A 13,804-nucleotide genomic window follows, 5' to 3' on the forward strand; every position below is an offset into this window, starting at 1 on the left:
TAGGGAGAAAAGGAATGCGCTTCTAGTAATAGGGAGTTTAAATCGTCTCTTGTCACTGAAATTAACTACTCTGGCACGGATATTTACTTATATCTCGGCCAAAAAAAAAAGCTCGGAATGTTTTTTTGTTTACCTTTGTCATATAGCAAATCTAAGAATAATACACTATGGGGAAACAGTCGTTTTTTATTCTATTCTTTTTTCTTAATCTGTTGATACATAACGCTTATGCTTATAATTTGAAGCAAGTTGCAGATAAAGAATATATGTCTAATAGTTCGATTACATCTCTGTGCCAGGATGAACGTGGATTAATGTGGATCGGGACCTGCGACGGACTGAATATTTATGATGGACAAGAGATTGAGGAATTTAAGACCCGTGACAAGGAGGATTACTTATCTGGTAATCTGATTGACAATATTGTGTATACGGGTGAAGACATTTACTGGATTCAAACCTACTATGGGTTGAACCGTTTGAACCGGAAAACCAATACAATCACTCACTATAATGAATTTCAGAAACTCTTCTTTATGAATAAGGATAGTCATGGTAATCTGTTCATTATCCAGGATAGTAACTGCATTTATTATTATCATAAAAAAGAAGGCGTCTTCAAGAAAATCAATATCACGGGAATTCCGATTTCCGATATCGTAAACTTCTTTATCGACGGTAATAACCGGATGTGGGTAGTCATGAAAGGATACAACCGTTGTTATGACATACAGCAGGAAGCCACATCGGGAGATATCACCCTGTTACCCCAAAAAACGAATCTGATTTATCAGACCTCCTTGATCTATTGTTTCAATGACGAGCAATCTCTTTATTACATAGACAAGGAATTTAATTTTTATGCTTTCCATATTCCGACCCAGAAGAATGAATTTATTGCCAATCTGGGTAAGGAAATACAGGAACGTGGCAAAATCTCTTCCATCGTTCATTATCATAACAGCTATTTTGTGGGCTTTTTGATGGATGGTATTCTGCTGTTGGAGAAACAGAAGGAAACGAATCATTATCAAATTCAGCCGTTGCCAATCAACAGCGGTGTATTCTGTCTCAAGAAGGACCGTTTTCAGGATGTTGTTTGGATTGGTACAGACGGGCAAGGTGTTTATCTTTATTCGAACCCGCTTTATTCTATCAAATCAATGGTGCTTAGCAATTACACCGAGAAAATAGAACGCCCCGTGCGTGCCATCTATCTTGATGATGAACGTACTTTTTGGGTGGGAACCAAAGGAAACGGAATTCTTAAAATCTATGATTACGAATTCGATAAAAACATCTCTGACTGCCGATCAGAGGTGTTGACTACCTCTAATAGTGCTTTGAGTAGTAATGCCGTTTATTGTTTTGCCAAAAGCCACCGGAATTTGCTTTGGATAGGAGACGAAGAAGGATTAACTTATTATTCATATCGGGAAAAACGTATCAAGAGTATACCAATACGGATCGGCAACGAAGATTTCAAATACATCCATGACATTTACGAAACAGCAGATTCCGAACTGTGGCTGGCGAGTGTCGGCATGGGAGTGGTGAAGGCTCGTATTGCCGGAACACCGGACAATCCGGTGATTGTGGATGCGCAACGTTACATCATTAATGATGGCGAACTGGGATCGAACTATTTCTTTACTATTTATGCGGAGAATGAAACCAACCTGTTGTTTGGTAATAAAGGATATGGGGTGTTCCGCTATAACGAAACGACGAACGGCCTGGAACCGGTGTCTACTCACAAATACGAAAACATGACCCTGAATAATATTCTCGCCATCAGTAAAGACAGCAGCAATAACTATCTTTTTGGAACGAGCTACGGATTGATAAAGTACACTTCGGAAACTTCTTATCAGCTCTTCAATGCCAAGAATGGTTTCCTGAATAATACCATTCATGCAATTCTTAGAAACTCGTCCGACAATTTCTGGTTGAGCACCAATCTCGGATTAATCAATTTCGATACGAAACGGAATGTCTTTCGTTCGTATGGTTTCGGAGATGGTTTAAAGGTGGTAGAGTTTAGTGACGGTGCCGCTTTTCGGGATTCCCGGACTGGTACTCTGTTCTTTGGAGGAATCAATGGAGTCGTAGCTATCCGGGCGGATGGCCGTCCGGAGCAGCTTTATATGCCTCCTGTTTATTTTGATAAGCTGTCTATCTTCGGTGAACAATACAATCTGGGAGAATTTCTCACCCGGAAAAAAGAAGCTGAAGTCTTGAATTTACAGTATGACCAGAATTTCTTTTCTGTTTCATTTGCTTCTGTGGATTATCTGAATGGTAATAACTGTACCTATTTCTATAAACTGAAAGGATTGAGTGACCAATGGGTAAACAATGGTTCGGAAAGTGGAGTCTCTTTTACGAATATGGCTCCTGGTGAATATACCTTACTGGTGAAATATTACAATAGTGTCTTTGATAAAGAGAGTGATGTCTATTCCCTGGTCATTCGTATAGGCGATCCGTGGTATGCTTCCTGGTGGGCTTATTTGATTTATGCCTTCTGTCTGCTTTTACTGGCAGCCTTACTGATACGTTCTTTTATACTGCGCTCCAAACGTAAAAAGCAGGAATTGCTGAACGAGATAGAGAAACGCCATCAAAAGAATGTCTTTGAGTCCAAACTTCGTTTCTTTACTAATATCGCACATGAGTTTTGTACTCCGCTGACTTTGATTTATGGTCCTTGCGGACGAATCCTTTCATCGAAGGGACTTAGTAAATTTGTCGTGGACTACGTACAGATGATTCAGACGAATGCGGAGCGTCTCAACAACCTGATTCATGAGTTGATTGAATTCCGTCGGATTGAAACAGGAAACAGGGAAGTACGGATTGAGTCATTGAATGTGTCTTCTATTGTGAAAGGAATAGCTAAAACGTTTGTCGAAATGGCTAAATCCAGAAACATCACTTTCTTGAGCAAGATACCCGAACAGGTGATGTGGAACTCGGACAAGGGATTTCTGAATACGATTATTATTAATCTGATTTCTAATGCCTTTAAATATACTCCCGACGGACAGAGTATCAAGATTGAAGTGGATACGAGTGGGGAAAACATGTTGACTCTTCGTGTAGCAAATGAAGGAAGTACCATCAAGGAAAAGGATTTCCAGTATATTTTTAACCGGTATGCTATTTTGGATAACTTCGAAAATCAGGATGAAAAGAACTTTTCCCGGAACGGACTGGGACTAGCCATCTCTTATAATATGGCAAAGTTACTGAATGGTACGTTGAAAGTGGAAAATACTCCTGACGGATGGGTGATGTTTACACTCACCTTGCCGGTCGTGGAACTGACTACCGGAGTGTCGGAAACCAAGCGGCTCACAGCGGAATACATCCCTAAGATAGATACTCAATCGATACTGAAACTTCCACAGTATGAGTTTGACAAGATGCGTCCCACGCTTTTGGTGGTTGATGATGAAATCGAGATGTTATGGTTTATTGGAGAAATATTTTCCGGCGATTTTAATGTAATAACCTTGCAAGATCCCGAGCGGCTGGATCAGGTGATGAATGAGGTTTATCCGAATGTGATTATCTGTGATGTCATGATGCCGGGAATGGGTGGCATTGAACTGACCAGGCGGATTAAATCGGTGAAAGAGACGGCGCATATTCCTATTATTGTGGTTTCCGGACGGCACGAGATGGAACAACAGATGGAGGCTCTTTCTGCCGGTGCGGAAATGTATATCACGAAACCGTTTAGTGCGGAGTACCTTCGTATTTCTGTCTGTCAGGTGATGGAACGGAAAGAGGTGTTGAAGAATTATTTCAGTTCACCGATCAGTTCTTTCGAGAAGTCGGACGGGAAGTTGACACATAAAGAGTCGAAAAAGTTCCTCCAGTCAGTTTTGAAGATCATCAATGATAATATAACGAACAAAGATTTAACTCCGCGTTATATTGCCGACCGGTTGGCGATCAGTCCCCGAAGTCTTTATCGGAAGATGGAAGAAATCGGAGAGGATAGTCCGACGGATTTGATAAAGGAGTGCCGTTTGCATATTGCGAAAGATTTATTGCTCACGACCAAAAAGACGATTGATGAAATTGTGTTTGATTCGGGTTTCTCGAATAAAGTTACTTTCTTCAAGGTATTTCGTGAAAAGTATGAGTGCACGCCAAAAGAATTCCGGATGAAACATCTGGAGGAAATTCAGCAGTAGTTAAGTGTGTGGCAATTTCTTTTAGTGAAAAGAAGTGGCAATTTACTAATGCTCGGGAGGGAACTCTTTTGCGAGCTGGCTTCATTTGGGGCTTTTTTCGCAGGAAAAGAGATTAAAGCCGCCATAACCCTATCCAGGACGTCTCTTTATGGCTGAAAAGAAGAAGTAAATATCCATGTTAATCTAGTAAATCTCCGTGCCAAAATGTAAAAAAAAGCAGTTAATTTTCTTTTGGTAGAGTTTAGTGATTTTATCTTTGTTTCATCAAAGTTTTAAATAGCAAACCTGAATAGTGTTAATTTTTAATCTTTAATCTAATGAAAAGGAAATATTGTTTAACTAATTATTATGTAAGCTATGAATTAATATTGTATTTGTCGTTCGGGGTATTATGTCAAAATTACTCTCTTTGTTCTTAATTTAAATTTAATATTTTATGAAATTCAATTTATTAAACATCAAATTAGGATTGTCCTTATTTATTGGGATATCTGTTTTTTGGGGGTGTGATAATAATTTAGCTCCCATAAATCAATATCAAGTTACGCCTCCCGATTTGAGTAAGCGTTCAGTCTTCGAAAGTTTCTCTCCTGATAGTGGAGGTATCGGCACACAGTTAATCATTAGAGGTAAGAATTTTGGTTCTGATCCGGAGTATGTGAGAGTTACGGTCAATAACAAAGAAGCGACCGTTGTGAGAATGGACGATGAAATGATTTATGCCATCGTTCCAGCGCGTGCGGACACAGGTTATGTTCGTTTATATATAGGTAAAGATGATAATGTGGAGGAATATTCTTCCGAATCAAAGTTCTGTTATCAGTTTAAGCGTAATGTGACAACAATGGTGGGACAGCAAGGAATGAAAGGACGTGAAGACGGTAGCTATGCTGCTTGTAAACTGCAACGTCCATGGTTCTTGTTGACGGATAAGGATGGGACCGTGTTCTTTGTTGATGAAGGACGTGGTACTGAACAGAATGGTGCTTTGCGTCGGGCGCGCGGTGGTGAAGTGGAAACATTAGTACAATGTTCTACGGGACCGTTCCAGTCACCTACCGCCTTAGCATTTAGCCCCAATCAGGATACACTGTATATCTCTAACTATTGTTATACAGACGAAAGTAACACAAAGACGGACTTTAATGTCCTGTATGTGACTCGTGAAGGCGGTTTCGTAGATGTACGCGGACTTTGCCGTGGAACGAAAATCGGAACAACCGGAATCGCTGTTCATCCCCAGACTGGAGAGGTGTTCTTTAGTAATAAGGGTGATGGATACATTTGGCGTTATGTCGGACCTGGTTACGAAGATTACGAGAAACTCTTTCAGATCAATAATGCGACAGGAGTGGAGACTCGTATGGTATTTAACAGAGAAGGTACTATATTATATGTAGTGGCTTGTAACCGTCATTGTATTTATAAGGTGCCTTACGATGCCGGCACACATACATTTGGAATACCGGTGCTTTTTGTCGGAGCATGGGACGAGAGCGGTTATGTAAATGGTACAGGTGCTACAGCCCGTCTGAATGAACCTCGTCAGCCGGCATTTGATGAAGATGGCAATATGTTTATTCCGGAAAAGAGTGGGCATATTGTCCGCAAGATTACGCCTGCGGGTACTACTTCTCTTTATGCGGGGATGCCCGGGCAGAATGGTTTTGGTGACGGATTGCCTGAATTGGCTAAGTTTAACTCACCGGAATGTGTCACGGTTTATCCTGACAATTCAGTATATGTGGCTGACCGTGAGAATCACGTAATCCGTCGTGTGACGGTAGAGTAATAATTATAAAACGAATTTTTCATGAAGAATATACAACAATATATCGTATTGTTTCTGATGATACTGTTGCTTGTGCCTCAAACTATGCGGGGGCAGGAAGACAAGCAAAAGTTTATTATAAAAGGTGTGGTGGAAGATGCCCTGGGACCAATTGTCGGTGCATCGGTCATAGCCAAGAACCAGCCGGGTGTAGGTACTATTACTGACCTTGACGGTAATTTTTCCATCAAGGTGGGACCGTATGATGTGTTGCAGATCACCTTTGTGGGGTATCAGGCAGTGGAAATTCCCGTCTTGTCCATTAAAGACCGGAATCATCTTTCAGTGAAGATGGTAGAAAATAACCAGACTATAGACGAGGTGGTAGTCACCGCCAGTGGTGTACAAAAGAAGAAAACTTTGACAGGTGCCATCACAAATGTAGAACTCAAGCATCTGAATGCACCGGGAGCCAACCTGACCAACTCTTTAGCGGGTGTTGTTCCGGGTATTATTGCCATGCAGAGTAGTGGTGAACCGGGGGAAAATATGTCTCAATTCTGGATTCGTGGTATGAGTACGTTTGGTGCCAAATCTGGAGCTTTGATTCTGGTAGATGGGGTGGAACGTAGTTTCAATGAGATTCCGGTAGAAGATATTGAATCATTCTCTGTATTGAAAGATGCTTCGGCTACGGCTATCTACGGACAACGTGGTGCTAACGGCGTGGTTTTGATTACGACCAAACGTGGTGAAAAAGGCAAGGTAAAGATTAATGTAAAGGCGGGCTTTGACTGGAATTCACCGGTAAAAGTTCCGGAATACGCTAGCGGTTATGATTGGGCTCGTCTGGCTAATGAAGCGCTGGTGGGCCGTTATGAAAATCCATTGTATACGAATGAAGAATTGGCTATTATCCAACACGGATTGGATCCGGACCTATATCCTAATGTGGACTGGAGAGACCTGATGCTGAAGAATGGCGCTCCGAGTTATTATGCTAATATTAGTTTCTCGGGTGGTAGTGACAATGTGCGTTATTTCGTTTCCGGTCGCTATACCGGTGAGAACGGGCGTTACCGTACTGCCAGTTCGGAAAATACCTATAATACGAATTCTACATATGAACGCTGGAACTATCGCGCCAACGTGGATATGAATCTGACCCGTACTACGGTGTTGTCTGCCAGTGTGGGGGGGATGGCTGGTCAATCGTAATGCTCCTTCCAGTAGCTCGGAGGATATCTGGAAATCATTTGCTTCTTATACTCCGTTGTCTGCTCCCCGTAAATGGTCTACCGGGCAGTGGCCTATTGTAAATGGAATGACTACTCCTGAATATCAACTGACACAGACTGGCTATCGTACGATTTGGGAGAATAAAATAGAGAGCAGCATCAGTTTGGAACAAGACCTCTCTTTTATCACCAAGGGTTTGAAATTTAACGGAGTGTTCGCTTTCGATACGTACAACTGGAACCAGATTACCCGTTCTAAAAGTCAGGAACTTTGGTCAGCGGAGAATATGCGTGATGGTAACGGAAATCTGGTGCTGAAACGGGAGTCGAACGCCAGCGCAATGAATCAGAAAAAGGAGGTACAAGGAGATAAGCGCTACTATCTGCAAGCATCGCTGGATTATAGTAGAATGTTTGCCAACAAACATCGTGTAGGAGCTTTCGCGATGGTGTATCAGCAGGAAACTTCCGATGTTAATTTCGCTGAAGATGATTTGATGGGATCAATACCCCATCGTACGCTGGCTTACTCCGGTCGTTTCACTTATGCTTATAAAGATCGATATCTGACAGAGTTTAACTGGGGATATACTGGCTCTGAAAACTTTGAAAAAGGTAAGCAATTCGGTTTCTTCCCCGCTGTGTCTCTCGGATGGGTGATTTCGGAAGAATCTTTCGTAAAGAAAGCAATGCCATGGTTAAGTCAGTTCAAGGTACGCGCTTCGTATGGTGAGGTGGGTAACGATGAGTTGGAGGGACGCCGTTTTCCCTATATCACTTTGGTGAACACGGATGATGGTGGCTCCTATACCTTTGGAGAGTTTGGATCAAATAGAGTACAGGCTTATCGAATCAAGACTCTTGGTACTCCTTATCTGACATGGGAGGTTGCCAAGAAATACGATGTCGGAGTCGACTTCTCATTTTTTAATGATAGAATTACAGGTACAGTCGACTGGTTCTTGGACAGACGTGATGATATTTTTATGAAACGTAACCAGATGCCATTAACTACCGGACTTGCTGACCAGACACCGATGGCGAACGTGGGTAAAATGAAATCCTATGGATGGGATGGAAACATCGCTTATACGCAGCAAATAGGAAAAGTGAATTTGCAGTTCCGGGCCAATTTCACTTATCAGACCACGGATATTCTAGACAAGGATGAGGCTGCCAATGAATTATGGTATAAAATGGAGAAAGGTTTCCAATTGAATCAGACCAAAGGTCTTATTGCATTGGGATTGTTTGAAGATCAGAATGATATTGACCGTAGTCCTGATCAGTCGAGCCTGGCTAATAAAACGATTCTTCCCGGTGATATTAAATATAAGGATGTAAACGGTGACGGTATAATTAATGATGACGATATTGTTCCGTTGGGATACAGACAGACACCGGGACTCCAATACGGTTTTGGGTTGAGTGCCAATTGGAAAAACTGGGGGATCAACCTGTTATTCCAGGGTACGGGTAAGTGTGATTTCTTCCTTGGGGGAAGCGGACCTCACGCTTTCCACGATGGCAAACGTGGCAATATCCTTCAGGTGATGGTGGAAGGCAACCGTTGGATTCCGAAGGAGATTTCTGGTACAGAAGCTACGGAGAACCCCAATGCAGATTGGCCTCGTCTGACTTATACCAATAATAATAATAACAATCGTAAGTCTACTTTTTGGTTGAGAGAGAGAAAATATCTGCGTCTGCGTAACTTGGAAATCACGTACGATTTTCCGCAGATGTGGACACGTAAGTTCTTCGTGAACAATATGCGCATTGGCTTCATCGGGCAGAATTTGCTGACTTGGGCACCGTTCAAATGGTGGGATCCGGAAGTGCCGAGTGAAGACGGAAGTAACTATCCGATTAATAGAACTTACTCTTGTTATCTTCAATTTAGCTTCTAATGTAAAAACAACAAATTATGAAACGAATACTTTATAGCCTGTTGTTGATTGTGGGTACGTGCCTGTTCTCGTCATGTGCCGACTATCTCGACGTGGACAAATATTTCTATGATCAGGTCTCTTTGGACTCTGCATTTTCCAAACGAGTATATGTAGATGGATGGTTGTCTAGTGCATATAGTGCGATGGACTACATCGGTGAATTTTCCGAACCCTTCCGTTGGACGGCTGATGACTTGTATCATCCGGATATGAAAGAATATCATGAGGGAAATTATAGCGCTGACAACCAATTCAGTGATTCAAACCAAAATGAGTCTCGTTTGTGGAAATACTACGAAGGAATTCGCAAGGCTTCTACCTTTGTTAATAACGTAGATCTGTGTCCGGAACTGACTATGGATGAGAAAACAGATATGAAAGGACAAGCCCGTTTCCTTCGTGCATACTGCTACTGGGCGTTGATGCGGGTATATGGTCCTGTGCCTCTGATTCCGCTGGAAGGATTGGATGTGAACCTTTCTTACGAAGAACTGTCTTTGCCACGCGAGCACTTTGACGTGCTGGTGGATTTTGTTGACAAGGAATTGATGGAGGCCGCTCGCTCTCTGCCAACGAAGAGAACAGTCAACAATCTGGGACGTCCTACTCGTGGTGCTGCATTGGGATTGCGTTCGCGTGTATTGCTTTTTGCTGCCAGTCCGCTTTTTAATGGAAATACCGACCTTTTTGATGTGAAGGATTGTTATGGAAACCTGTTGATAGCACAGGAGTACGATGAAAGCAAATGGGCCAGAGCTGCCGCTGCGGCAAGAGATGTGATAGAGTTGGCTAAAAGTGCTGATTTATATGAACTCTATACTATAGCTCCGAAAGCTACGACACTGGAATGGGAACGTCCTCCTTACAACGATGAGTACTCCAATAAAACTTATCCAGACGGATGGGCGGATGTAGACCCGCTTCTTTCCTATAAGTCTATCTTTGACGGAACGATTCTGGGTTCCAAGAATCGAGAGTTGATATATACCCGCACCAGAAATGGACATACTTGTATAGATAACTGGAATGAGCAGCTGATGCCTAAGACATTGAGTGGAAAGAACCGGCTGGCTGTGACGTTGAAAATGGTGAATGCGTATGCTATGAATGATGGACGAAGTATCACGGAGGCTGCCGCTACGGGCGACTACGTGACGGAAGGATTTACGACACAGGCGTATGCTGCCACTAATCCGTTCTTGCCTGTTAACGTCTCTTTGATGTACAACAACCGAGAACCTCGTTTCTACGCTTCTATCGGTTATTGTGGTTCCATTTGGGAAGCTTCTAGTTCATCTGAGACGCTGTATCGTAATAGTCAGGTGTTCTACTACCGCGGACTGAATGACGGTAAGCAGGGATTTAAAGAAGATTGTCCGATTACGGGTATAACCGTGAAGAAGTACTACAATGCTGAAGACTCCAGAACGACAGGAGGTTACCGGGTGGATAAGACGGAGATGACCATCCGTTACGGTGAGATTTTGTTGAACTATGCTGAAGCGCTTAATGAACTGACAGAAGGGCAGGTATATCATGTAACTAATTATATGGGTGAAGACGTAACGATTCAGCGGGATGCCGGTGAGATGCGTTATGCCATCAAACGTATACGTATGCGTGCGGGAGTACCTGATTACTCCAACGAAACATACAACAATCAGAGTGACTTCCGTGTGAAGCTGAAAAGAGAACGCCAGGTGGAGTTGTTTGCTGAAAATAGTATGCGTTATTTTGACTTACTTCGTTGGAAAGATGCTTTGCAGGAAGAGAACCAATTGTTGCAGGGATGCGATATTAACATAAGTGATGATCAAACCCGCGTTGCCGACTTTTATAAGCCGACGATTATCACGACAGTACATAAGATGTTCGAACAGAGGATGTATCTGTGGCCGTTCCCGACTTACGAACTGAAACGTAATGTGAATATGACGCAGAACCCAGGATGGTAAAACTAACAATTAAGAAACAGTTATTATGAAACAACTAAGATATAATTACGGAATGGTAGGTTGTCTGCTAGCTCTTATGGCATTAGGTTTCTGTGCCTGCAACGACGGACTGGCTGATGAACTGTTTGTGAAGAACTCATATATTATCCATAATGGATGGCAGGACTATCAGCTGACTGTTAGAGAGGATAATACAGCACTGCTACCGATCTATTTTGGTGTAAACGGAACCTCTGGTAACGATAAAGATATTACATTGACCCTGGAGGTGGACCCGGACACATTGGCGGGATATAATTGGGAGAGGTATAAAAATCAGGATGATTTGTATTATAAGATTCTTCCGCCGGAGACGTACTCTTTTGATAACAGCTCATGGACAATCCCACAAGGAGAATTGAATGCAGCTGCGTACATTACCATCGACCTGGCGAAAATTGAGGAAGTGGGAAGTTTGTATGACGACTATGTACTGCCGTTGCGTATTGCTTCTTCCACTGGTGAACCGATAGGGCAGAATAAATACGTTAAAGTACTGGCACATATCGGATTCAAAAATGATTATTCGGGCGTTTATAGTGGAAAAGGTGTGGTCACACAGCAAGGAACAAGTTATACAACAGAGACTACCGGTACACAGCTTTATGCTATCAATAATGATGTCTGCTATATGTTTGTGGGAGACAAGACTCGTTCTAATACGGCTGATTATCTGAATTATGCTGTAGAAATTCATCGGAACATGTTTGGTGACATTTCCTTGGTTTCTGAAAATCAAGGATTGCAGTTTGAACCTTACAGTGCCAGACTGACCCGGAAATATACTTATAATTATACGGATCAAAGATACTATACAGAAGTTACAACCATTGAACTGGCATACGGATACCTGGATAGTACGCTGCCCGAACCGCTGACGATGACGTTTGAGGGCACTTTCTCCATGTCGAGAGATGTGTTACGGGTAGAATATCCGGATGTGGAGGTAGAAGAGTAATAACCTTAAATGTAATAACATATGAAGTTTGTAAAGTTTTTCTTTTTCGCCTCACTGCTTGCCTTGAGCGCTTGTGGGGATGAGGATGATAACAAGGATAATGTAACGTCTTCTAATATGGTGGAATTGAGAGTCGATTTTACGGAGATCAACATAGCTCAGGGGGATGAACGGACGGTAAATATCCTTTCTGGCAACGGTGATTATGTGGTGACTTCCGCCAATGAAGAAGTAGTGACGGCAGAAGTGGACGGCAACATCGTGAAACTGAAAGCCGTGGAAGGCAAAAACGATGCGCAGAGTGTAGTATATGTGAAGGATAAATACGACCAACGCGTCAAGATTTTTGTGAATACGGCAGCGACTTTCGATTTGAAACTTAGCCAAAACTTGTTCACACTCTATTCACAGGTGGAAGGCGCTGATGAGGCTACTGTCCGTATTTATACTGGTAACGGTGGCTATACGGTCGGATTCCATCAGGAAGGGGATGATACAGTTTTTCCTACTTGTGTGGAAATCAATGCCGATGACTTGGAAGAAACAGAAATGTTCACCATCAAGGGGGTTGCACAGGGTAGTGCGGAAATCGAAGTGAAGGATCAACAGGGAAAAACGGCTTACGTTACGGTGAATGTGATTGCGCCAAAACCTATTCTGACAGATGCCGATGAAGAAGGTGTTTTGATTAAAGCCAACCAGGGAAGCACCCAGGTGAAAATCACAAGCGGTAATGGTGAATATCAGATTTGCGATGCGGGTGATCCGAAAATAATTCGTCTGGAAATTTACGGTAATGTAGTAACTGTCACAGGACGAAAAGCCGGGACAACTTCATTTACTGTGACAGATGCCAAGAAGCAAGTATCAAAACCTGTGCAAGTAACTATTGCACCAGAGGGACGTTACGCAATGAATCTCGGTAGAAACTATGCTGTGTGGGCTCACTTTGGAGAAATGACGGGTGAGGGGTTAGAAGCTATTAAGGAGAAGACTAATGGTTTCAAATTGACCCAAATGACTTGGGAAATCGTTACTCGCGTGGACGAAACCAATTGGTTGCAGACCTTTATGGGTAAGGAAGGTTACTTCATCCTCCGTGGTGGTGACTGGGAAAATAATAAAGGCAGACAGATGGAATTAGTTGGTATCAGTGACAATTTGAAACTCAGAACTGGGCATGGTGCATTCGAGTTAGGGGAATGGATGCATATTGCTTTAGTGGTGGACTGCTCGAAAGGACAACATGATTACAGTAATAAATATAAACTGTATGTCAATGGCAAGCAGGTGGCATGGAGCGATCAGCAAAAGACGGATATTGATTATTCAGCGATCGATCTTTGTGCAGGTAATGATGGCGGACGAATTACTATTGGAAAGGCTAGCGATAACCGGCGTTTTCTTTGTGGTGCCATACTTGAAGCACGTATCTGGACTGTTTGCCGTACAGAGGAACAATTGATAGAGAATGCGATGAAACTTAAGGAAGAACATCCGGAAGGATTGCTGGCACGCTGGGATTTCTCTGCGGGAGCTCCGGTGTCTTATATTGATGATGGTACTAATTCCGATCATGAGTTGTTGATGCACATCTGTAAATATGATAGTTGGGGAGATGTTGAGTTCCCGATGTCTAGTTTTGAAGATGCTTCATCTATTGAAGTGCCTTTTAGATAACCT

The 13,804-nt window shown here is 42.5% G+C and carries 5 protein-coding genes and 1 pseudogene; all 6 read left to right on the forward strand.

Features of this window, described 5'->3' with window-relative positions; genetic code table 11:
* Positions 1–167 precede the first annotated feature (167 nt).
* The 6 genes and pseudogenes from NXV01_RS07685 (at position 168) to NXV01_RS07710 (ending at position 13,801) form a co-directional block, all read left to right on the forward strand.
* Positions 168–4,208 (forward strand): response regulator, encoded by a 4,041-nt coding sequence (locus tag NXV01_RS07685; RefSeq protein WP_148363893.1) that lies wholly within the window; start codon positions 168–170, stop codon positions 4,206–4,208.
* 436 nt (positions 4,209–4,644) lie between these two features.
* Positions 4,645–6,000, forward strand: coding sequence for an IPT/TIG domain-containing protein (locus tag NXV01_RS07690; RefSeq protein ID WP_148363892.1), 1,356 nt, complete (start codon positions 4,645–4,647; stop codon positions 5,998–6,000).
* A gap of 21 nt (positions 6,001–6,021) precedes the next feature.
* Positions 6,022–9,127, forward strand: a pseudogene (locus NXV01_RS07695) (SusC/RagA family TonB-linked outer membrane protein).
* Between the two features lie 17 nt (positions 9,128–9,144).
* Complete coding sequence (locus tag NXV01_RS07700; RefSeq protein WP_259022115.1) at positions 9,145–11,124, forward strand: RagB/SusD family nutrient uptake outer membrane protein; 1,980 nt, start codon at positions 9,145–9,147, stop codon at positions 11,122–11,124.
* A 25-nt stretch (positions 11,125–11,149) separates the two neighbouring features.
* On the forward strand, positions 11,150–12,121 hold the full coding sequence (locus NXV01_RS07705) for a BT_3987 domain-containing protein (protein WP_217723268.1): 972 nt from the start codon (positions 11,150–11,152) through the stop codon (positions 12,119–12,121).
* A 21-nt stretch (positions 12,122–12,142) separates the two neighbouring features.
* Positions 12,143–13,801, forward strand: a complete 1,659-nt coding sequence (locus NXV01_RS07710; RefSeq protein WP_148363888.1) for a LamG domain-containing protein — start codon at positions 12,143–12,145, stop codon at positions 13,799–13,801.
* The last annotated feature ends 3 nt before the right edge of the window (positions 13,802–13,804 follow it).

The organism is Bacteroides sp. BFG-606 (assembly GCF_024788145.1).
GTDB classification, from domain to species: domain Bacteria; phylum Bacteroidota; class Bacteroidia; order Bacteroidales; family Bacteroidaceae; genus Bacteroides; species Bacteroides vicugnae.

Coding starts and splice junctions, on each gene's coding strand:
- NXV01_RS07685 (WP_148363893.1), top strand. CDS start 168: ATGGGGAAACAGTCGTTTTTTATTCTATTCTTTTTTCTTAATCTGTTG.
- NXV01_RS07690 (WP_148363892.1), top strand. CDS start 4,645: ATGAAATTCAATTTATTAAACATCAAATTAGGATTGTCCTTATTTATT.
- NXV01_RS07700 (WP_259022115.1), top strand. CDS start 9,145: ATGAAACGAATACTTTATAGCCTGTTGTTGATTGTGGGTACGTGCCTG.
- NXV01_RS07705 (WP_217723268.1), top strand. CDS start 11,150: ATGAAACAACTAAGATATAATTACGGAATGGTAGGTTGTCTGCTAGCT.
- NXV01_RS07710 (WP_148363888.1), top strand. CDS start 12,143: ATGAAGTTTGTAAAGTTTTTCTTTTTCGCCTCACTGCTTGCCTTGAGC.